Source organism: Microbispora hainanensis, assembly GCF_036186745.1.
Taxonomy (GTDB): domain Bacteria; phylum Actinomycetota; class Actinomycetes; order Streptosporangiales; family Streptosporangiaceae; genus Microbispora.
On record NZ_CP108086.1, the window covers coordinates 4,131,806 to 4,153,168 of the forward strand.

Sequence of the window (21,363 nt, forward strand, 5' to 3'; positions counted from 1 at the left end):
GCCTGGTGGGGAGAGCGGGGCGCCTGGCGGGGAGAGCGGGACGCCTGATGAGGACAGCCTGGAGGACGTCCAGGAGATGACGACGGCGGATATGACGGTCTACGAGGCCGTCGCCGCTCTGAACATGGAAAACCGGCCCGCGACCGTCGCCGCCGTCGCCGCGATGACCGGGTTTCCCGAAGACTCCGTACGGCGATGCCTCGGCACGCTGACCGACGGCGGCAGGCTGGTGCCGGAAGGGGACGCCTACACCCTCGGCACCCACGACTGGGGGCTCGAATACTGAGCGCAGGGACGGCGTCGAAGTGGTGCTGCGGGACGGGGCGGGTGCCGCGTGCTGGGCTTCGTGAGGCTGTCGTGAAGCGGAGGGCTACACCGAGGCTGGTTGTGCTCGCGGCCGGCAAAGGTGGGTGTGCTCAAGAGCCCTTTTGATTCGTAGCCGCACTCCGCTTCGTGTTCACAGGCGGGCTTTGCTCTACCCGTTGCTCCACCCATCCTTTGCCCGACCACATTGCCCAACCGCGACGCTCACGGGCGGGCGGGTGCTCCGGCCGGCCGTGATAGTTGCGGTCTGGTGAGCCTCGGGAGCGGCCATCGCGGGCGCGGTGGTACAGGGCACGGTCTTACGCCGGCCTCCGCACCCGCCCGCCCCCGGCGCAGGCGCCGGCGGCGTGGCGGGGCGGGGCCGTAAAGATCATGAGCAGGCGGAGGCGAGCTGCTGGGTCGCCTGGATGGCCTTCTGGCCCGACTCCGCGAGCTTGGTCGCGGCGGCCGGGTCCGAAAGGTCGATCTTGAAGGACCCCCACGAGTCGGCCAGACCGGTGAGCGTCACCTTCAGGTCGCCGTCGGCCTTGCCCGACAGCTCCTTGAGCTGCGCGGCCAGATCACTGGTCGCGGCGTTGAGGCCCTTGATGTCGCCGGCCGCGCCGGCCGCCTTGGAGCTGTAGTCGGTGAACGCCTTGGTCGCCTCCTCGCAGACGGCCGTCTGGCCCCCGCTGCAGGCGGCGGTCAGACCGAGAAGGGCGGACGCCGCGACGACGGCGAGGCTGTTCCTGAGGATGTTCATGGTGCCTTCCTGGGAGATCTGCAACACGGCAGACGCTAGGAATCACCTCTTTCACAGTGCTTTCAGCCCGCTTGCAACCGTGTCATCGAAGATCCTTGGCACGGCCGTTCCGCGTCGTATGCTTGCCGCCATGACGCGACGGCTTGCGGAGGTTGCGAAGAAGGTCGGGGTCAGCGAGGCCACGGTGAGTCGCGTCCTCAACGGCAAGGCCGGGGTATCCGAGGCCACCCGAGAGGCCGTGCTGACGGCCCTCGACGTGCTCGGGTATGAGCGGCCCACGCAGTTGCGCGGCGAGCGTGCCCGCCTTGTCGGGCTCGTCCTGCCCGAGCTGCAGAACCCCATCTTCCCGGCGTTCGCCGAGGTCGTCGGCGGGGCGCTGGCCCAGCAGGGGTTCACCCCCGTGCTGTGCACCCGTACGGTCGGTGGGATCTCCGAGGCCGACTACGTCGATCTTCTGCTGCAGCAGCAGGTGTCCGGCGTGGTCTTCGCCGGGGGGCTCTACACCCAGACCGGCGTCGTCCACGAGCACTACCTGCGGCTGGTCGAACGGCGGCTGCCCACCGTGCTGGTCAACGCGGCCGCCGATCACTGGGACTTCCCCCGGGTCTCCTGCGACGACACGATCGCGGTGGAGCAGGCGCTCGGTCATCTGCGCGCGCTCGGCCACCAGCGGATCGGCCTCGTCGTCGGCCCCGCCGACCACATGCCGTCCATCCGCAAGCTGGAGGCGTTCCGGGCCGCGGGCGGCGAGCTGGTCGAGCACACGATGCACTCGCTGGAGGGCGGCCACGCGGCGGCGCTGAAGCTCGTGCGGCAGGACGTCACCGGGATCATCTGCGGCAGCGACCCGCTGGCCCTCGGGGCGATCCGCGCGGCGCGGCGGGCCGGCCGGCGCGTGCCCCAGGACATCTCTGTCGTGGGATATGACGACTCCGCGCTCATGACGTGCGTGGACCCGCCGCTGACTACCGTACGTCAGCCGATCGAGGCGATGGGCCGGGCCGCGGTGGAGCTGCTGGTCAGCCAGATCGAGGGCGCCGCCGTCGCCACCGGCGAGCTGTTGTTCGAGCCGGAGCTTGTCGTCCGCTCCTCCACCGGCCGCGTCGGCGTCCCCGTCTCCTGACGGCCCACCGAGGGGGTCATGCTGTGTGGGGGAGCCCGGAGGAGGAGGCGTCCACTCCTCCTCCGGGCGTCCCGTTCCGGGTTACGAGGCGTACGCCTCGAACTCGGAGATCTGGGCGGCCGGCCAGCCGGTGTTCCCGGTGACCGTCACCCGGACATACCGGACGTTGGCGGTGGAGAACGGGATGCTCACTGTGTTGCCCGAGGCGGGGTCGAACGTGCGGCCTGCCGAGGGGGACAAGGTGGTGTAGTTGGAGCCGTCGGTGCTGCCGAGGATGGACAGGGTTTGGGTGCGGGTGGCCCAGGCGGAGCTCGGCGGCAGTTTGAGCACTACCCGCTGGATCGGGGTCACCGCGCACAGATCGACGGTGATCGACTGGGGGAAGGCGTTGTTGGCCGACTCCCAGTAGGTCGAGGTGTCTCCGTCGGTGGCGTTGGCCGGGGCGTACGTCTGGGTGCTGCTGGTCGCCGTGACCGCCTTGCCCCGGGCGAGGTCGCCGCTGCCGGGAGCGCACGTCGTCGGGGTGGGCGAGGGAGAAGGACTGGGGGAGGCGGACGGCGAGGGGCTCGGGCCGGGGGTGGCGCCGGTGCCGTACACCTCGAAGGCCGACAGCTGCCCGGCCGGCCAGCCGGTGTTCCCGGTGACCGTTACCCGGACATACCGGACGTTGGCGGTGGAGAACGGGATGCTCACTGTGTTGCCCGAGGCGGGGTCGAACGTGCGGCCTGCCGAGGGGGACAAGGTGGTGTAGTTGGAGCCGTCGGTGCTGCCGAGGATGGACAGGGTTTGGGTGCGGGTGGCCCAGGCGGAGCTCGGCGGCAGTTTGAGCACTACCCGCTGGATCGGGGTCACCGCGCACAGATCGACGGTGATCGACTGGGGGAAGGCGTTGTTGGCCGACTCCCAGTAGGTCGAGGTGTCTCCGTCGGTGGCGTTGGCCGGGGCGTACGTCTGGGTGCTGCTGGTCGCCGTGACCGCCTTGCCCCGGGCGAGGTCGCCGCTGCCGGGAGCGCACGTCGTCGGGGTGGGCGAGGGAGAAGGACTGGGGGAGGCGGACGGCGAGGGGCTCGGGCTGGGGCCGCTGCCGTCGTAGATGTAGTTGGGCTCGGGCCACTGGCCGGTGCAGACGGTGGAGCTCAGGCTCCAGCCGGAGTTGCCCGTGCCGTACGCGGGGGCGAACCCGGTGCCGACGCAGTTGTGGATGGCCACGCCCGCGCCGATGTGGGCCGCGCTCACGTTGGTGAAGGTCGCCTTCGCCGCCGCCTGCGCCTGGATCAGGTACGTCCCGGTGCCGTCCACGTTCACGTTCGAGAAGTTGACGGTCTGGGTGCTGCCCTCGATGAACTGGATGGCCTCGTAGGAGCTGTCGATGACGTCGGTGTCGGTCACGTTGATCGTGGCGTTGACCGGCTCGTTGAGCGCGTCGAACCAGATCGCGCCGACGCCGAAGTTCCAGTTGTAGTCGCTGTTGCCGGCCCGGATCAGGGTGTTGCGGGCGACGCTGATCGTGCCGGCGACGGCCGTGCCCTGACCGGAGTTCACCCCGGGATAGCGGTTGGCGACGTGGATGCCGCCGCCGTTGGTGACGGTGTCGCTCACCACGTTGTCGGTGATCTTTATGTCCCGGCCGCCGTACGTGACGATGTTGTTGGCCAGCACCGGCGCGACCACGGTGTTGTGGGTGAACGCGTTGTTCACGTTGGCGATCCGGTCGGGCCACATCGCCAGGCCGTCGTCGCCGCTGTTGCGCACGAAGGTGTTGGTCACCGTCGAGTTGGTGACTCCCGTGTGGAAGTTCACGCCGTCGGCCGTCTGGTCGAGGATGCGGCTGTTCTTCAGCGTGAAGTTGTCCATCGGGCCGTCCATCCAGGCCCCGACCTTGGTGTGCTGGATCCACAGGTTGTCGACGACCGAGTCGGTCATCGCGCCCCCGAGGGCGTTGACCTGGTCATCGTCCACCCGCTCGGTGATGTCACCGATGATCGCGAAGTCCCGCAGGGTGACGTTGCGGCTCGGCCCGCCCGCCTCGTGCGGCCGGATCGGGCCGGTGTAGCCGCCGCCGCTCACGTACTTGCCGTAGATGCCGACGGCGCGGTTGCGCTGGGTGGGGTGGCGGCCGGTGAGCACGCTGTACCAGGGCCCGGCGCCGCGCAGCGTGACCCCGTCCACGACCACGTGATCCCACAGGGTGTACGTCCCCTCCGGGATGTAGACCTCCTTGCCCTGGGCCTTCCCGGCGTCGACGGCGGCCTGGAAGGCGGCGGTCGAGTCGCTCGTGCCGTTGCGATCGGCGCCGAAGTCGTCGACCGACAGCGACCCGGCGGGCCGGGGGATCGCGTCCGGCACGAGCTCGAAGTCGGCGACGTCCACGACGAACCACGGCGCTGTCGAGGTGGAGGCCACCTGAATCCTGACCTTGGTCCCCGCCGCCAAGGTGGACCCGAACATCGTCCGCGTCTCGTCGTAGAAGTGGTGCGGCTTGTCGCCGGGCGAGTTGCCGAACGGATAGCCGCCGTAGAACCAGCCATACCGGGAGGTGAACTGCAGGTCCTTGAGCTTCGTCCCGTTGATCCGCAGATCGACCGGCGCCGTGATGCCCGTTCCGGCCGCGTTGTCCGGCACGCTGTAGCGCACCGTCATCGCGTTGGCGGGCTTGGGCAGGGTGAACTCGACGTACTCTCCCGGCGCGTCGAGCCGTACGGCCCGGCGGCCCGACGCCTCGGACGGCAGGTGGGTGTAGACGCGGTCCGGGCCGATCTGCTCGCCGTTGGTCGCGGCGGCCTCGGCCTCGATCTCCGTGAACGGCACGGTCGCGCCTCTTCCCGGGATGGAGAAGGGCGACGGCGAGGTCGCGGCCGACGAGGTGCCGGGGAACGCCACCACGGTCCCCACGGCGATCAGCGCCCCCGCCACCGCGACGGCGGCTCCGGATCTTCTCATGAGCTTCCTTTCCCGCATGCGAGACCCGGGAGATGCGGCGTGGACGCTGGACCGCCACACCTCCGAAGAAGGTGAGTGGCCCACACGATAAGTTGACGAACATCCAACTGCAATATTGCGACGAGAATTCGCAAGATGACATGCGCGTTACGTCATCACATCTCCCCAGCACTCGGGCCCCTGGAACGCTCCCCATATCACCCCGAGGATCGCCGGACTCGTCCCGTGCCGATCACGTCAGCGGCGGGAGCCCCGCGGTCGCAAGACGGTGGCCTGACCTGCTGATCCTCCGCGCATGCGCAAGTGGATGAAAATGTTTGCGCGCGCTGTCGTATAGTTGCGTCCATGACACGACGGCTTGCGGAAGTGGCCAAGAAGGTGGGCGTGAGCGAGGCGACGGTGAGTCGCGTCCTCAACGGCAAGCCGGGAGTCTCCGACGCCACCAGAGAGGCCGTGCTCACCGCGCTCGACGTGCTGGGATACGAACGCCCCACCCAGCTGCGCGGCGACCGAGGCCGGCTCGTCGGCCTGGTCCTCCCGGAACTGCAGAACCCGATCTTCCCGGCGTTCGCCGAGGTCGTCGGAGGCGCGCTGGCCCAGCAGGGGTTCACGTCCGTCCTGTGCACCCGGACCGTGGGCGGCGTCTCCGAGTCCGACTACGTCGACCTGCTCCTCCAGCAGCACGTCTCGGGCATGGTCTTCGCCGGCGGCCTGTACGCCCAGGGGGACGCCTCCCACAGCCACTACCGCAGGGTCCTCGACCGCAAGCTGCCGACCGTGCTGGTCAACGCGGCGGTCGAGCATCTCGGGTTTCCGCAGGTCTCGTGCGACGACGTCGCCGCCGCCGAGATCGCGCTCGCCCACCTCATGGCGCTCGGGCACCGCCAGGTCGCGATGCTGCTCGGCCCGCCCGACCACGTGCCGTCCCAGCGCAAGCTCGCCGCGTTCCGCGCGTACGCCTCCGCCAACGGCCTGGAACTCGGCCCCGACCACGTCGAGCACACGATGTTCTCGCTGGAAGGCGGCCACGCCGCCGCCGCGCGCATGGTCGCCGCGGGCGTGACCGGCATCATCTGCGCCAGCGACGTGCTCGCCCTCGGCGCCATCAGGGCGGCCCGCCGGGCGGGACTGTCGGTGCCCGAAGACGTCTCCGTCATCGGCTACGACGACTCCGCGCTGATGAACTGCGTGGACCCGCCCCTGACCACCGTCCGCCAGCCCATCGACGCCATGGGCCGGGCCGCCGTCGAGCTGCTCGTCGCCCAGATCGACGCGGCCGTGGTGCCCGGCGACGAGCTGCTCTTCGAGCCCGAACTCGTCGTCCGCGCCTCCACCGCCCCCGCCCCCCGCCCCTGAGCCCGGCCGCACAGGCTTGGCCACAGGTCAGCGTGGGGAACCTTGGCCATGCCGTTCAGCGCATGGACCTTGGGCGTGCTGGTCAGGGCGATGAACCTTGGTGGGGTCGGATATCGCATGGACCCTGGGCGTGCTGGTCAGCATGGGGGACCTTGGCGGTGCTGTTCAGCGTGCTGGATGTTGGCGGTGCCGGCCAGCGCATGGACCTTGGGCAAGTCGGTCACTGCGCCGGAAGGAACCTCCGGTCCTCGCGAAACCCGCTCCGCTGGGCCTTCGCTGCGGTCCTCGCTCCCTTCCGCTCCGCTCCCTCCACCCCGGTGCTCTGGCAGCGTGGTGGGGTTCCCCGGCACATCGATGATGACGCGGAGCGCGGGGGCGGGCGGGTGCGGAGGCCGGCGTAAGACCGTGCCCTGTACCACCGCGCCCGCGATGGCCGCTCCCGAGGCTCACCAGACCGCAACTATCACGGCCGGCCGGAGCACCCGCCCGCCCGTGAGCGGCGGTGGAGCGATGTGGTCGAGCACAGGGTGGGTGGAGCAACGGGTAGAGCAAAGCCTGGCCATGAGCGGTGGAAGCAATGTGGTTGGGCAAAGGATGAGTTGGAGCAACGGGTAGAGCAAAGCCTGGCCATGAGCGGTGGGAGCGATGTGGTCGAGCACAGGGTGGGTGGAGCAACGGGTGGGGCGAAGCCCGCCCGTGAGTGCGCCCGTGAGTGGTGGAGCGACGGGTAGAGCAAAGCCTGCCCACGAGCCTCAAGGAACCAACCAGGCTCGCGAGCACAACCAGCCGTACAAGCCGTGAGCACGACCAGCCGTACAAGCCGGGTCTAGCCTCACGAGCATGCTCGTGAACGCGCTTGCGGCCGTCGTGCCAGCTTGCCGATCATGGCCTGCCAGTTGCAGAGCGATCACTGTCACTTTTTTGCACAGTTAATGACGAACTATTGCTCACTCCTGCATGCCTCTGTATGTTTCTCGCAACCGAGCGGATCGGGGCGCTCCAGTCGGCCCCGAGCCGTGTGCTTCGACGGGTCGTGGTGCGCGGTTCCAGAAGGGAACGAGGATGAAATCCCACAAGCTCTCGATACTGCTGGTCTCGGGACTTGCCATTGCAGCGGCCGCGGCGTGCGGCACCGACGACAGCGGTAGCGGTGGCGACAAGGCGAGTGCGGCGCCGGGCAACGCCGGGCCGGTGTCGATCAGCGTCAACTGCGAGCCGCCGAAGACGAACAAGGCGGAGCGGGCGACCTTCGAGGAGGACCTTGCGGCCTTCCAGCAGCAGAACCCCAACATCAAGATCTCGAAGGTCACCGACGCCTTCCCCTGCTACGACCCGCGCACGTTCGAGCCCAAGCTGGCCAGCGGTGACCTGGAGACGGTCTTCTACGTCAACTTCCCCAACGTGGCCCGTCTGATCGAAAGCGGCCAGGCCGCCGACATCACGCCGTACGTCAACGAGATCAAGACGTTCCAGGACTACAACAACTCGATCGACCTGTTCAAGAAGGACGGCAAGATCTACGGCCTGCCGACCGACGGCTACGGCATGGGCCTCGTCTACAACAAGGAGGTCTTCACCAAGGCCGGGCTCGACCCGAACAACCCGCCCAAGACCTGGGCCGAGGTGCAGGCCGCCGCGAAGAAGATCGCCGGGCTCGGTCCCGGTTACGTCGGGTACGGCGAGTACAGCGGCAACAACGTCGGCGGCTGGCACTTCACCGCCTCCCTCTACGGCCGGGGCGGGTCGGTCCTCACCGACGACGGCAAGAAGGCCGCCTTCAACACCCCCGAGGGCAAGGCCGTGCTGGAGAACCTCCACCAGATGCGGTGGGTCGACAACAGCATGGGCTCCCAGCTCTACATCGACTGGCCGGCCCTGATGAAGGCCATGGCCGGCGGCAAGATGGGCATGATGCTGGGCGCGCCCGACGTGCTCATCTCGCTGCGCAACGACTTCGGCGGCAAGTTCGAGAACTACGCCATCACCGCGCAGCCGGAGGCGAAGGCGCTGTTCAACGGCGGCGCCGGCTACATGATCAACCCGAAGGCCACCCCTGAGCAGATCAAGGCCGGCCTCAAGTGGATCGAGTACAAGTTCCTCACCCCCGGTAAGGGCCAGTTCGACTACGTGCGGGCCAAGGGCGCGAACCTGACCGTCGGCCAGCCGTACCCGGACCTGTACCGCCCGGACACCGAGTCCGGCAAGGCCGTGAACGACCTGCGCCAGCAGAACGCGAACATCGACGCTTCCCAGTTCGCCGGCTGGGTTGAGGGCTCCAAGGGCATCCCGCCCAAGGCCGAGCCCGGGCCGTACGCGCAGGAGATCTACAAGATCCTCGACACCCCGATGTCGGCCGTGCTGACCCGCAAGGACGCGAACATCGACCAGCTTCTGTCCGATGCCGAGTCGAAGGTCAACTCCCTGCTGGCCTCGAAGAGCTGACGCCCTGATGATCCGGGCCTAGGGAGTGGCTGACAAACGCCGCCCGTCGCGAGCCTGGGCCACGCGCAGCAGGGCCATGATTTGTCAGCCACGACCTAAACCCCGGGGCGCCGCCCGCCGCCGTACGTGTGCGGCCGGCGCCCCGGCAATCACGTCGAGATCGGATTCACAACGATGACCACAGCGAGCATTCCGGCAGCGGGCGGCAGGCGGCAGCGGCAGCCGACGAAACTACGGCGCGCCGTGCGGCGCAACGTGACCGCCTACGGCTTCCTGTGCGGCGCTCTGATCTGTTTCGCGTTCTTCTCCTGGTATCCGATGATCCGGGAGGTCATCCTCAGCTTCCAGAAGACCAACTTCGTGGACCCGCCCAAGTGGGTGGGGCTGGAGAACTTCCGCACCGTCGTCAGCGACCCGGCCTTCGGGCCGGCCTGGCTCAACACCGCGCTGTTCACGGTGCTCGCCCTGCTGTGCGGCTACGGGATCCCCTTCGTCACGGCGATCGTCCTCAACGAGCTGCGGCACGCACGCGCCTACCTGCGCTTCGTGGTCTACCTGCCGGTCATGCTGCCGCCCGCGGTGAGCGTGCTGCTGTTCCAGTGGTTCTACAACCCCGACTACGGGCTGTTCAACCAGGTCCTGGGCCTGGTGCACCTGCCCGGCCTGCAGTGGCTCAACTCGACGAGCACCGCGCTGATCTCGCTGGTCATCGTCTCCACCTGGATGAACATGGGCAGCGGCACGCTCATCTATCTCGCCGCCCTGCAGACGATCCCGAGCGAGCTGTACGAGGCCGCGGAACTCGACGGCGCCGGCCTGTTCAAGCGGATCTGGCACGTCACGATCCCGCAGACCAAGCTCATCCTGCTGGTGATGCTGCTGCTCCAGATCGTGGCGACCATGCAGGTGTTCATCGAGCCCTACCTGCTCACCGGCGGCGGCCCGGAGAACGCCACGGTCAGCGTCGTCTACCTCATGTACCAGTACGCCTTCAACTTCGGCAATCTCAACGCGGGCAACGCGCTCGGCCTGATGCTCATGATCGTGCTCATGGTGTTCTCCGCTATCTACCTGCGCGTCTCGCGCGACAACACGGTGTGAGGGGAGCGACCATGTCGAACACCACCGTCATGCCCGACCGTTCGGCCGGGGCGCCGGCCATCTCCTCCCGGCAGGAGCGCCGCGGGCCGCGGCGGCCGCGCAAGCCGATGAACACGCAGTTCCGCACTGCCGTGTCGCCGCACCAGCTCAACACGACGCGGGGCCGGATCATCTACTGGATCGTGCTGGTGGTCGTGGTGGTGAGCTTCACCGCCGCGTTCGTCTTCCCGCTCTACTGGATGATCACCGGTGCGATGAAGTCCACCGAGGAACTCAACTCGATCCCGCCGACGTTCCTGCCGTCGCACTTCTCCCTGGACGGCTACCTGGAGGCGTGGGATCTGCTGGACCTGGGCACGCTGCTCGGCAACACCGCCCTGTACGCCGGCGGCGCCTGGCTGCTGACCCTGGCGGTGGACGTCTCGGCGGCCTACGCCCTGTCGAAGCTCCGCCCGGCGCTCGGCAAGGTCGTGCTGGCTCTGATGCTGTCGACGCTGATGATCCCGCCCATGGTCATCATGCTCCCGGCGTACCTGACGGTGAAGGACGTGCCGTTCCTCCACTGGAACCTGCTCAACACGCCGTGGGCGATCTGGCTGCCGGCGGCGGCCAACGGCTTCAACGTCTTCCTGCTCAAACGGTTCTTCGACTCGATCCCGAGGGAGTTGCTCGAAGCCGCCGAGATCGACGGCGCGTCGCCTGGCCGCATCCTGTGGTCGATCGTGATCCCGATCTCCCGGCCCATCCTCGGCGTGGTCTCGATCCTGACCGTCGTCAACGTCTGGCGTGACTTCGTCTGGCCCCTGCTGGTCCTGCCGGACAGCGACAAGATGTCGGTGAGCATCGGCATCGCCTCGCTCTCCTCGCAGATGCCGCAGAACGTGCTGGTCGCCTCCCTGGTGATCGCCAGCATCCCGACCATCGTCGTGTTCTTCCTGTTCCAGCGGCACATCATGGCCGGTCTCACCGCCGGCAGCCTCAAGGGCTGAACGTCCCCCGCCGCTAACACCCGTAAGGAGTTGTATTCAGCATGCCCGGCAACACCTCGACCCCCGAATGGTGGCGCGGGGCCGCTATCTACCAGGTCTACCTGCGCAGCTTCGCCGACGGGAACGGCGACGGGACGGGTGACCTGGCGGGGCTGCGGTCACGCCTGCCCTACCTGGCGGGTCTCGGCGTCGACGCCATCTGGCTCAACCCGTGGTATCCCTCGCCGATGGCCGACGGCGGCTACGACGTCGCCGACTACCGCAGCATCGAGCCGGTCTTCGGCACCCTGGCGGAGGCGGAGAAGCTGATCGAGGAGGCCCACGGCCTGGGCATCCGTACGATCATCGACGTCGTGCCCAACCACGCGTCCGATCAGCACGCCTGGTTCCAGGAGGCGCTGGCGGCCGGTCCCGGTTCGGAGGCCCGGGAGCGGTTCTGGTTCCGCCCCGGCGTCGGCGACGGCCCGCCCAACGGCTGGAAGTCGATCTTCGGCGGCCCGGCGTGGACGCAGGTGCCCGACGGCGAGTGGTACCTCCACCTGTTCGCCCCCGAGCAGCCCGACTTCAACTGGAACAACCCCGAGGTACGCGAGGAGTTCCTCGACGTGCTGCGGTTCTGGTTCGACCGGGGCGTGGACGGCGTACGCATCGACTCGGCCGCCGTCATCGTCAAGGACCTCGACAGCGTCGAGGAGTCGTACACCGACCACGACGGGGTCCACGAGATCTACCGCGAGTGGCGGCGGGTGGCCGACTCCTACGACGCGCGGATCCTCATCGGTGAGGTGTGGCTGCCCGACCAGGAGCGGTTCGCCAAGTATCTGCGCCCCGACGAGCTCCACACCGCGTTCAACTTCGACTTCCTGTCGAGCGCGTGGGAGCCGGCCGCGCTGCGCGACAGCATCGACCTGACCCTCGCCACCCACGTGCCGATCGGCGCGCCGGCGACGTGGGTGCTGTCGAACCACGACGTCGCCCGTCCGGTCACCCGCTATGGCCGGGCCGTCACGTCCTGGGACAACGCGGAGCGCCGCGACGGCATGCCGTCCGACCTGGAGCTCGGCCGCCGCCGGGCGCGGGCGGCGGCGCTGCTCGCGATGGCGCTGCCCGGGAGCGTCTACGTCTACCAGGGGGAGGAGCTCGGCCTCAACGAGGTCGAGGACATCCCCGAGGAGCTCATCGACGACCCGATGTGGGAGCGTTCCGGCGGCAAGGTCCGCGGCCGCGACGGCTGCCGGGTGCCGCTGCCGTGGTCGGGCAGCGAGCCGCCCTTCGGCTACAGCACCGGCGAGCCCTGGCTGCCGCAGCCGGCCGGGTGGCGCGACCTCACCGTGGAGGCCCAGGAGGCCGACGCCGACTCGATGCTCTCCCTTTATCGCTCGGCCCTGCGGCTGCGCCGCGAGCTGCTCGGCGACGGCACGCTGACCTGGCTGCCATACGGGGACGAGGTGATCGCGTTCCGCCGCGACTCCGGCCTGGTGTGCGTGGTCAACCTCGGCGCCGAGCCGGTCGCGCTCCCGGAGACGGGCTCGGTGCTGCTGGCCAGTGGCCCCCTCGACGGCGGCCTGCTGCCGTCCGACACCGCCATCTGGATCATGGAGGCCTGATGAGAATCCTGCTGGCGGCGGCCCTGGCCGCCACCGGGCTCGTGGTCTTATCCACGCCCGCGTCCGCCACGGTGAAGCCCACGGTCGTGACGCGGGCCGCTCTCGACCCGGCGCTCGTCGCCGGACGTGGAGCCGACGTCGACTTCGCCGAACAGGAGGCGGAGAACGCGGCGACGAACGGCACGGTCATCGGCCCCGGCCGCGACGCCTACACGCTGCCCGCGGAGGCGTCCGGCCGCAAGGCCGTCAAGCTGACCCCCGGGCAGTACGTCGAGTTCCGGCTGCCCAAGGCGGCCAACGCGATCACCGTGCGCTACAGCATCCCGGACGCGCCCGGTGGCGGCGGCATCACCGCGCCGCTCGACGTCGCGGTGAACGGCCACAAGCGCGCCACGATGACCCTCACGTCGCAGTACGCCTGGCTCTACAACCAATATCCGTTCTCCAACGATCCGAACGCCGGGCTGCTGCACTCCGACTGGTGGATCACCGAGTGCTCCTGCGTGCCGGATGCCACCACCCCGACGCCGGAGATCACCAAGCCGTTCCGCCCGAACCACTTCTATGACGAGCAGCGCCTCCTGCTCGACCGTACGTACCGGGCGGGCGACACGGTGCGGCTGACGGTGCCTGCCGGGAGCAAGGCGGCCTGGACGGTCGTCGACCTGCTCGACTCGCACCTCGTCGGGCCGCCGCGCGTCGAGGTCCTCGCGGCGAACGTGCTGCTCTTCGGCGCCGACCCCACAGGTAGGCGCGACTCCGCCGGGGCGATCGACAAGGCGATCGCGTTCGCGAAGCGTACGCACCTGAAGGTCTACATCCCGCCGGGCACCTACCAGGTGAACCGTCACATCGTCGTGGACGACGTGACGATCACCGGTGCCGGAAGCTGGTACACGATCATCAAGGGACGTCAGGTCGACCTGGCCACCCCGGCCCCGGACGGTTCGGTGCACACCGGTGTCGGCTTCTATGGCAAGGACGCCGCGGCCGGCGGCAGCCGCAACGTGCACCTGTCCGGCTTCGCCATCGAGGGCGACGTACGGGAGCGCATCGACACCGACCAGGTCAACGGCGTCGGCGGCGCGATGAGCGACTCGACCATCGACGGGCTCTACATCCGCCACACCAAGGTCGGCATGTGGTTCGACGGCCCGATGCGCAACATCAAGATCACCAACAACGTGATCGTCGACCAGATCGCGGACGGGCTGAACTTTCACACCGGCGTGACGGGCTCCGTCGTGTCGAACAACTTCTTCCGCAACACCGGTGACGACGCCCTCGCCATGTGGTCGGAGAAGACCGCCGACGCGGGCAACACGTTCGACCACAACACGATCCAGACGCCCGTGCTGGCCAACGGCATCGCGATCTACGGCGGCAGAGACAACACGGTCTCCGACAACCTGATCGCCGACCCGATCAGGGAGGGCAGCGCCATCCAGGTCGGCTCCCGGTTCGGCGCCGAGCCGTTCACCGGCAGGCTCCGCATCAACGGCAACACGACCGTGCGAGCCGGCACGTACGAGCTGAACTGGAACATCGGCCTGGGGGCCATCTGGTTCTACGCCCTGGAGAAGGACATCGACGCCGACATCGAGGTCAGCGGCGACCACTACCTGGACAGCACGTACAACGCGATCATGCTGGTCAGCGAGTGGTCGGTGAAGGACCAGTACGCCATCCCGAAGGTCCGCTTCAAGGACATCCGGGTCGACGGCACGGGCACCTCCGTGGTCAGTGCCCGCGTGAAGGGCTCGGCGTCCTTCGAGAACGTGGACGCCCGCAACGTCGGCGCGGTGGGTGTCAACAACTGCGGGTCGTTCAACTTCCCGCCCACGGGGTCGGAGTTCTCCCTGACCGACCTCGGCGGCAACGACGGCGGCTGGCTCGCCCCCTGGATGCTGCCCAACACCATCACCTGCGACGACCGCCCCCCGGTCGTCCCCCCACCCGCCCCGTCCCCCTGGTGAACCTCTTCACCCACTGAAAGGGCTTCCCCGGCCATCAGCCCGGGGAAGCCCTCACGCGTGCCCGTCGATGTCAGGACGGGTCGAACGCCCCGGTCTTGGCCTCCTGCAGGAATGCCCGCCATTCCTCGGCAGTGAAGGCCAGCACAGGACTGTCGTCGCCCTGCTTCCCGTCGCGAACGCCGACTCGCCCATCCTGAAAAGCCACTTCGACGCAGTTACCGCCGCCGCAGGCCCGCCGCCATGTCGCATCGCTGAACGTAGGTCGGCCTGCCATCCACCCTCCCGAACGTGAGTTGCGCAGCAACGGCGAAAGCGCCACTCCCATAAATTTACCTTTGCAGGCCCTCTTCGGGATAGTGGCGAGCGCGGCAGATCACTTCGTGAGGTCGTAGGCGCCCGCTTTCGCAGCCGCCACGAAGGCGTGCCATTCCTGGAGTGAGTAATAGAGCGCTCCGGCGTCCGGATTTTTCGAGTCCCGAAGGGCGACTCCCTCCGTCACCTGCGCGAACTGCACGCAGTTCCCACCGCTGCAGCGCGAGGAGACACGCCATTCCACGTTTCTCTCAATCGGTTTCATATGCTCCTGTCCCTCAGTAGAGTGTCCCGAGAGACGGTCGCTCCCTCTGTGATCTGGGTGGTCAGCTGGGGCTGAAGTCCGATTTAGCACGGGCAATGCGTTTGAGGGACTCGTTGGGAGAGAGCGCGATAGCGCGTAGGCGGTCGACCGCCTCACGGTAAACTTCTAACTCGTTGGGCTTCTCCAGATACTCCACTCGGTCCAGTGATTCGTGATAGACGACATCCGACAGATGTGAGTCGCGGAAGCGGAACATCACGAAGGGGTCGTCCGCACACATGTAGGGTCCCGCGGTGAAGGGGATTACCTGCACCGTCACATGCGGAGCCTGTCCCACGGCGAGCAGATGCTCCAGCTGGGCGGCCATGACCGCCGCGTCGCCGGTCACTCGGTGCAGTGCCGCCTCGTCGACAAAGGTCCAGTAGCGAGGGGGTTCGTGCTTCGCCAGGAGCTCTTGGCGCTTTATGCGAGCCTCGACGCGCCTGTCCAGCACCTCCTGCCTGATGCCCGGAAGTAGCCCTCGGATCAGCGCCCGGGCGTACTCCTCTGTCTGGAACAGTGCGGGAAGGTAGCTGATCTGCAGTTCGATGATCGAAGACGCCGCCGCCTCGAGGTCCATGTACGTGTAGATCGCGTCGTAGCCTAGGTCGCCGTACTCTTGGCGGAGCCCCGGCAGGCGCGACTCTCTGGCCCAGTTCATTAGCTGGCGAACCTGGTCCTCGTCCGTCACGCCGTAGATGCGGCACAGATCTCGTACGTCGCGCTGGCTGATGCCACGCTGCGCCTTTTCCATGCGCGTTATCTTGGCTGCGCTGCAGAGCAGCTGCTCCGCGACCTGCTCGGCCGTCATCCCTGCGGAAGTCCGCATCTCTCTGAGCCGGTTCGCCAACTGGCGCCGGCGGATGGTCACGTTCGTCCCGGCCATGAGCGGTCACCTTCTGAGCCCATGAAGCGCTAAGAGTCGCAGGTTAACACGCGGATGGCAGGTGCCGCAGGAAAATGTCGTTTGTCAATTGCCAACAGCTGATTGCCGCAGGCAAAGGACGGGTATGAGCCAGACATAAGCCTCAACGTGGCGGCTGGACCAGCCGGTTCCCGGAAGGAGGCGATGCGAGGCGGGGGCCCATCTTCTGGCCCTCTTTTCCCCGGAAACGCGCTGCTGGGCCGATGGTGGCACATCGACCCAGCGCAGACGACCATCCGACCTGCCTGCTCAGCAAAGGGATGATCCCGTGCACTCTAACAACAAGAACATGCGTGCTCCTTCCCCCACTGGATTACGGATGCGCATCATCGCCCTCCTGTGGAGGGTCGGTGAGGAGGCGTTCGCCGAGATCGACGCGTTCGCTTGGGTGCAGCGCTGGGAGATCCGGCGCACCTGGCACACGCACACCTACCGCGACACCCGGTTCGACGCGCTGGTCGCCTGTACGGTCTGCTCGGCGCAAGGGCAATGCCCGACGGGGCTGCCGTGCCGCCGATGCCGGGGCACCGGGCGGGTCAACCTGCTCGAACCGCCGGCCTCCCGCAGGCCGGAGCGCCCCTCGGGTGGCCGGGCATGAGGCACCTCGTCAGGCGGAATCCGCACCTGGTCCTGCGGTTCATCGAGCGGGAGACCTCTCCCGTCGCGCGCCCGGGACCGCTGGTGGTGCTGTGGAGGTGGCGTTACGAGGCGATGCTGCTGGCGGGTGGACCGGCGGTTGTGGCCGTCGCCGTACGGGCGGCGGGCCCGGCCGTGACGATCGTCGCCGGATCCCTGGTCTGCCTGCTCATCCTGGTGTGGCCGCAGGCACGCCGGGAGATGGCGGGCCGCTTCTGGTGCGTGGTGACCCCCCACCGCGTACGGAAGGCCTGCGCCGAGGCGTTGATCGTCAACCGGCGGGGCAAGCTGCCCATGATCCTCCGTACGAGGCCGGAGCCGTTCGGCGAGCGCCTGTGGGTGTGGTGCAGGGCGGGGACCAGCCCGGGCGACCTCGAACGGGCCCGGGACATGATCGCCGCCGCGTGCTGGCTGGCCCACGGGGTGCGGATCACCAGGGACCCGCACCGGACGTCGCTCGTCATCGTGGACGTGCTGCGGCGCGCCGGCCGCCCCGTTCCCGGGGAACTGCCGGAAACCGGAGAGCGGACGTTGAGCCGGTTCCGCCCCTGACGACGAGGACGGGCCCGCGGAGAGGTCAGGCAGGGGGCTTCTCGGCGGCGGGGACGATGGACAGTTCGGCTGTGCAGAAGGCGCAGCGCCTGGCGCCGACGGGGATGTCGGACAGGCACTCGGGGCACTTCTTCTCGGTGGCCTCCTTCTTGGTGTCGAAAAGGCTCAGGAAACGGGTCATCGGCAGGACGACCAGCCAGTAGATGACGGCGGCGATGATCAGGAATGTCAACAGGTGGTTGACGAAGTCGCCATACTTGAACACCGCGCCGTTGACGGTGAACGTGAAGCCGGAGAAGTCGGGTTGCCTCCCGCCGGTGACGGCCGCGATCAGGGGGGTGATCAGGTCCTCTACCAGGGCCTGGATGAGTCCACTGAACGTCGCGCCCACGACCACGGCGACGGCGAGCTCCACCAGATTGCCCCGCATGAGGAACTTCTTGAATCCGCTCATGAGGCAACGGCCTATCTGTTTTACCTCCCCTATGCAAGGGTGTGGCCCGTAGGGATCTGAAATAGACCCATGCGGGGAAGGGGACGACGATGTCCGAGCGACCGGAAAACCCCGCCGGTGATTCGTTCGGCGGACGGCCTCCGACCAGTCATGAACGTATGACGGGGCTGCCGTGGGACGCGTCGTATCACGACGGCCCCGCGCCATGGGACATCGGGGGTCCGCAGCCGGCGATCGTACGTCTGGCGGCCGAGGGCCGGTTCGCCGGAACGGTTCTCGACGCGGGCTGCGGGAGCGGAGAGAACGCCCTGCACGTCGCCGCGCTGGGCTTGCCGGTTCTGGGCGTCGACGTGGCCGAGACGGCACTGGCGAGAGCGTGGGCGAAGGCCGGCGAGCGGGGGATCGAGGCCGAGTTCGCCGTGGCCGACGCCCTCCACCTGGAACGCCTGGGGCGCAGGTTCGAGACGGTGCTCGACTGCGGGCTGTTCCATACTTTCGACGGCGACGAGCGCCTCGGATACGTGGCGAGCCTGGCGGCGGTGACCGAGCGCGACGGCATCGTGTTCGTGCTGTGCTTCAGCGACAGGGGTCCTGACACCGGCCCGCATCCGGTCGGTGAGGAAGAGCTGAGGGGGCGTTCGCCGCGGTCGGCGGATGGGATGTCGTGGCCGTCGAACCGGATCGGGTTCACACGCGATGTCACGACAACGGCGCACCGGCGTGGCTCGCGACGATCAAACGGATCTGAACACCGTCCGGGGGCTGGGCTTCGTCGGCCGGCCCTACGGCGGTAGAAGATGATTTCGGTCCCAGCTTGACCGATTAACGGACACGGCTGGACTTTCGGTCCTGACGGAACTCAACAGAGGGTTGTTCTGGGAGCGCTCCCACTTTAGGTATCGCTGGCCTCGCTGAGAGCGGCTTCAACCCGGTCGAGCGCGGCCAGCAGTTCCCCCTTCAGCGTGAGCGGCAGGCGTCCCTCCTGATAGCGGACCTCGACCTTGGTGCGCATGACGGCCAGTCCCTCGCCGTTGCCGACGGCGTTGCGCAGCACCTGCTTGAGGTCGAGCGCGACGTCGTCGTCGATGTCGTGGGTGGCCTCCGCGCCGTCCACGAGCAGGTTGAACTGCCGGACCGCGGTGTCGACCCGCATCGGCGCGGCCGTGGTGGCCAGCGGCAGCGGCGCCACGTCGGCCTTGCGGGTGGCCGAGGTCTCCGGCTGCCGCACCGTGTCGCCGGCGTGGCGGTCCTTCTTGACGACCCTCACCTTGACCGAGGGGGAGGGGCGGTGCCTGCCCGGCCCGGCCTCCTGCAGGGGGTCGGCGACGGGGGCGACGGTGTGCCGGAGTTCGGCGACGGCTCCGGCCTGCGGCGCCGGCGAGGCGGTGACCTGCGAGGCGGTGACCTGCGACTGCGCGGGCGAGGGGGTGGGCGGGACGGCGACGGCTCCGACCTCGGGGCCCTGCACCTGGGTGAACCACAGAATGCCGCCGAGGGCGGCTGCCCCGACGGCGGTGGCTCCCCAGCCGGCCCCGCGTGGGCCGGGCGGCTTCTTCATCGAGGTCAGCGCGGCGGCGACGGCCCGCGCGGTCGGCCGGTCGACCGGGTCGGGGCACAGGCAGCGCCGGCACAGGTCGGCGACCTCCTGCGGCAGGCCCGGCACCCCTTCCGGCGTCGGCGGCGGGCCTTCCCGCCGTGCCGCCTCGATGTCCTCCCAGGTCTTCTCCGGGTAGGGCAGGGTGCCCGTGAGCATCTCGAACAGCAGCACGCCGAGCGCGTAGACGTCCACGGCCGGGTCGGCCGTCGTCCCCTTCAGCCGCTCCGGCGCCACGTACGGCGGGGTGCCGAAGTCGGCGACGAGCTGGTCGTCGGCCTCGCCGATGAACGCGGCGATCCCGAAGTCGAGCAGCTTGGGCCCGTCGTCGGCGAGCAGCACGTTCTCCGGGGTGACGTCGCGGTGGACGATGCCCCGGTCGTGGGCCGCGGCCAGCACCTTCGCCAGCCCGGCGGCGATCTCCACCGCCTCGGCCCAGGGCAGCGGGCCCTCGATGATCCGGTCGGCCAGCGACCGGCCCTCCAGCAGGCGCATGACCACGAAGGACGCCAGCCTGCCGCCGTTCGTGACCGTCTCGCCGTAGTCGTAGACCTCGATCGCGTCCGGGTGGATGAGCCGGGCGGTGGCCCTGGCCTCCCGGCGCATGAGTTCCCGTCCGGGATTGTCGTCGCCGAGCGAGCCGTCCAGCACCTTGATCGCGACCAGGCGCTGGAGTGACTGGTCGAAGGCGCGCCAAATGACCGACATCCCGCCCGTCGCTATCCGCTCCTGGAGCAGATAGCGACGGGTCAGGACGTCGCCTTCTCGAAGCTCAGGCCGATTCACGAACCACCAGTTCCGTGGGCAGCACCGGATTGCCCTTGGGATTGTCCCCGTCCCCGAGTGTCATGAGAAGCAGTCGTGCGGCGAGCGTGGCCATTTCCTCGACGGGCTGCCTGACCGTGGTCAGCGTCGGCGAGGTGTGCCTGGCCACGGGCGCGTCGTCGTATCCGATGACGGCCACGTCGTCAGGCACTTTCCGCCCGGCGCGGCGCAGTGTCTGCATCGCCCCGGCCGCCATCACGTCCGACGCCGCGAACACGGCGTCGAGGTGCGGCGCCCGTTGCAGCAGCCACTGCATGGCGTGCGCACCCGAGGCGTGGGTGAAGTCGCCGTACGCCACCGGCATGTCGAGCACACCGGCGTCGCGAAGCGTCTGCCGGAAGCCCTCCAGCCGGTCGCGCGCGGCCGGCAGGGTCGGCGGCCCGGCGATGGTGGCGATGTGCTTGCGGTTGTTGAGCAGCAGGTGCTCGGCCGCCTGCCGTCCGCCGTCACGGTTGTCCATGTCGACGAACGGGAGGTCGATGCCGTCTGGCGGCCGCCCGGCACAGCGTACGGGGACGCCCGAGGCCGCCAGCGTGACCGCGAGGGGGTGCCGCGCGCGTGCCCCGATCAGCAGGACGCCGTCGACGGCGCCCGCGACCAGCGGCGGTGCGGCGATGGAGGCGGTCGCAGGGGTCGCGGTCATCACGACCATCGGCACCCCATGCGTCGTCAACACCTCCTCGCAGGCGGACAGGAGCCTGGCGTAGAACGGCTCGGTGAAAAGGCGTGGACTGTGCTCGCAGACGACCGCGGCGATGATCTGCTCGGCCCGCCTGCCCGCGGATCCCCGGGGGGCGCGGCGCCGTACATAGCCCAGACGCGACATCGCGTCGTGGACTTGTCGGCGGGTCGACGTGGTCACGCGTACCGAGCCGGTCAAGACCCGGGAAGCTGTTGCCGGGGAGACGCCGGCTGCGGCGGCTACCTCTGCGAGGGTGGGAAGATCGGCCATCCGGTCTCCTCGGCCCGAAGGTTCACACGGCTTGGGAGCGCTCCCAAGCGAAAGTATCACTGTTTCGCTCGTGTCAACAGAGGTTTCCTCGGTGTGAAACCTTTCGTAGAGTTTCGCTCCTGTTTGGCACAGTTGGAGGCTAGAGCACAAGGGTGATCCAGGGAAGTGAATGGGAATTTTGACACGCGATGCCCAGCTTGTCCGATAAT

General features: G+C 68.5%; 19 protein-coding genes. 11 read left to right on the plus strand and 8 right to left on the minus strand.

Translation table 11 applies throughout. The annotated features are described in order from the left end of the window. Positions 1 to 76 precede the first annotated feature (76 nt). On the plus strand, positions 77 to 286 hold the full coding sequence (locus OHB01_RS19375) for a hypothetical protein (protein ID WP_142647225.1): 210 nt from the start codon (positions 77 to 79) through the stop codon (positions 284 to 286). Positions 287 to 694: 408 nt separating this feature from the next. Here OHB01_RS19375 and OHB01_RS19380 read toward each other — a convergent pair whose 3' ends face one another. Beyond that, complete coding sequence (locus OHB01_RS19380; protein WP_142647224.1) at positions 695 to 1,066, minus strand: hypothetical protein; 372 nt, start codon at positions 1,064 to 1,066, stop codon at positions 695 to 697. A gap of 130 nt (positions 1,067 to 1,196) precedes the next feature. On the opposite strand from OHB01_RS19380, the gene OHB01_RS19385 reads away from it, so the two are divergent. Beyond that, entirely contained in the window at positions 1,197 to 2,189 is a 993-nt protein-coding gene (locus tag OHB01_RS19385) for a LacI family DNA-binding transcriptional regulator (protein ID WP_142647223.1), read from the plus strand. 81 nt (positions 2,190 to 2,270) lie between these two features. Here OHB01_RS19385 and OHB01_RS19390 read toward each other — a convergent pair whose 3' ends face one another. Continuing rightward, positions 2,271 to 5,129 carry a discoidin domain-containing protein gene (locus tag OHB01_RS19390; protein WP_142647222.1) on the minus strand — a complete coding sequence of 953 codons (2,859 nt, stop codon included), beginning with the start codon at positions 5,127 to 5,129 and terminating at the stop codon, positions 2,271 to 2,273. A 345-nt stretch (positions 5,130 to 5,474) separates the two neighbouring features. Here OHB01_RS19390 and OHB01_RS19395 point away from each other — a divergent pair, with 345 nt between their 5' ends. The 6 genes from OHB01_RS19395 to OHB01_RS19420 all read left to right on the plus strand — a co-directional run bounded on the left by OHB01_RS19395 (position 5,475) and on the right by OHB01_RS19420 (position 14,600). Further along, on the plus strand, positions 5,475 to 6,485 hold the full coding sequence (locus OHB01_RS19395) for a LacI family DNA-binding transcriptional regulator (RefSeq protein WP_142647221.1): 1,011 nt from the start codon (positions 5,475 to 5,477) through the stop codon (positions 6,483 to 6,485). 1,062 nt (positions 6,486 to 7,547) lie between these two features. Beyond that, positions 7,548 to 8,927, plus strand: a complete 1,380-nt coding sequence (locus OHB01_RS19400; RefSeq protein WP_142647220.1) for an extracellular solute-binding protein — start codon at positions 7,548 to 7,550, stop codon at positions 8,925 to 8,927. Between the two features lie 174 nt (positions 8,928 to 9,101). Then, on the plus strand, positions 9,102 to 10,028 hold the full coding sequence (locus OHB01_RS19405) for a carbohydrate ABC transporter permease (RefSeq protein ID WP_142647219.1): 927 nt from the start codon (positions 9,102 to 9,104) through the stop codon (positions 10,026 to 10,028). A gap of 11 nt (positions 10,029 to 10,039) precedes the next feature. Continuing rightward, complete coding sequence (locus OHB01_RS19410; protein WP_328855783.1) at positions 10,040 to 11,017, plus strand: carbohydrate ABC transporter permease; 978 nt, start codon at positions 10,040 to 10,042, stop codon at positions 11,015 to 11,017. A 41-nt stretch (positions 11,018 to 11,058) separates the two neighbouring features. After that, a complete protein-coding gene (locus OHB01_RS19415) occupies positions 11,059 to 12,624 on the plus strand; it encodes a glycoside hydrolase family 13 protein (protein WP_142647217.1) in 1,566 nt (521 codons plus the stop codon). After that, entirely contained in the window at positions 12,624 to 14,600 is a 1,977-nt protein-coding gene (locus tag OHB01_RS19420; RefSeq protein ID WP_328855784.1) for a glycosyl hydrolase family 28-related protein, read from the plus strand. Before OHB01_RS19415 ends, OHB01_RS19420 begins: the two co-directional genes overlap by 1 nt. Before the next feature lie 70 nt (positions 14,601 to 14,670). Here OHB01_RS19420 and OHB01_RS19425 read toward each other — a convergent pair whose 3' ends face one another. The 3 genes from OHB01_RS19425 to OHB01_RS19435 all read right to left on the minus strand — a co-directional run bounded on the left by OHB01_RS19425 (position 14,671) and on the right by OHB01_RS19435 (position 16,102). Beyond that, a complete protein-coding gene (locus OHB01_RS19425) occupies positions 14,671 to 14,919 on the minus strand; it encodes a DUF397 domain-containing protein (RefSeq protein ID WP_312845732.1) in 249 nt (82 codons plus the stop codon). A gap of 54 nt (positions 14,920 to 14,973) precedes the next feature. After that, positions 14,974 to 15,177, minus strand: coding sequence for a DUF397 domain-containing protein (locus OHB01_RS19430; RefSeq protein ID WP_142647215.1), 204 nt, complete (start codon positions 15,175 to 15,177; stop codon positions 14,974 to 14,976). 61 nt (positions 15,178 to 15,238) lie between these two features. Beyond that, a complete protein-coding gene (locus tag OHB01_RS19435) occupies positions 15,239 to 16,102 on the minus strand; it encodes a helix-turn-helix domain-containing protein (protein ID WP_142647214.1) in 864 nt (287 codons plus the stop codon). 358 nt (positions 16,103 to 16,460) lie between these two features. Here OHB01_RS19435 and OHB01_RS19440 point away from each other — a divergent pair, with 358 nt between their 5' ends. Both OHB01_RS19440 and OHB01_RS19445 read left to right on the plus strand, forming a co-directional pair. Continuing rightward, positions 16,461 to 16,739, plus strand: coding sequence for a hypothetical protein (locus OHB01_RS19440; RefSeq protein ID WP_142647213.1), 279 nt, complete (start codon positions 16,461 to 16,463; stop codon positions 16,737 to 16,739). Continuing rightward, entirely contained in the window at positions 16,736 to 17,329 is a 594-nt protein-coding gene (locus OHB01_RS19445) for a hypothetical protein (RefSeq protein ID WP_142647212.1), read from the plus strand. Before OHB01_RS19440 ends, OHB01_RS19445 begins: the two co-directional genes overlap by 4 nt. Before the next feature lie 25 nt (positions 17,330 to 17,354). Here the strand turns inward: OHB01_RS19445 and mscL are convergent, their stop codons facing one another. Continuing rightward, on the minus strand, positions 17,355 to 17,783 hold the full coding sequence (mscL, locus tag OHB01_RS19450) for a large conductance mechanosensitive channel protein MscL (RefSeq protein ID WP_142647211.1): 429 nt from the start codon (positions 17,781 to 17,783) through the stop codon (positions 17,355 to 17,357). Positions 17,784 to 17,941: 158 nt separating this feature from the next. Here mscL and OHB01_RS19455 point away from each other — a divergent pair, with 158 nt between their 5' ends. Further along, positions 17,942 to 18,577 (plus strand): class I SAM-dependent methyltransferase, encoded by a 636-nt coding sequence (locus OHB01_RS19455; RefSeq protein WP_328855785.1) that lies wholly within the window; start codon positions 17,942 to 17,944, stop codon positions 18,575 to 18,577. A gap of 98 nt (positions 18,578 to 18,675) precedes the next feature. Here OHB01_RS19455 and OHB01_RS19460 read toward each other — a convergent pair whose 3' ends face one another. Beyond that, complete coding sequence (locus tag OHB01_RS19460; protein WP_260617210.1) at positions 18,676 to 20,163, minus strand: serine/threonine-protein kinase; 1,488 nt, start codon at positions 20,161 to 20,163, stop codon at positions 18,676 to 18,678. Beyond that, positions 20,150 to 21,154, minus strand: coding sequence for a LacI family DNA-binding transcriptional regulator (locus tag OHB01_RS19465; RefSeq protein WP_030510556.1), 1,005 nt, complete (start codon positions 21,152 to 21,154; stop codon positions 20,150 to 20,152). The genes OHB01_RS19460 and OHB01_RS19465 overlap by 14 nt, the downstream gene beginning before the upstream one ends. Positions 21,155 to 21,363 lie beyond the last annotated feature (209 nt).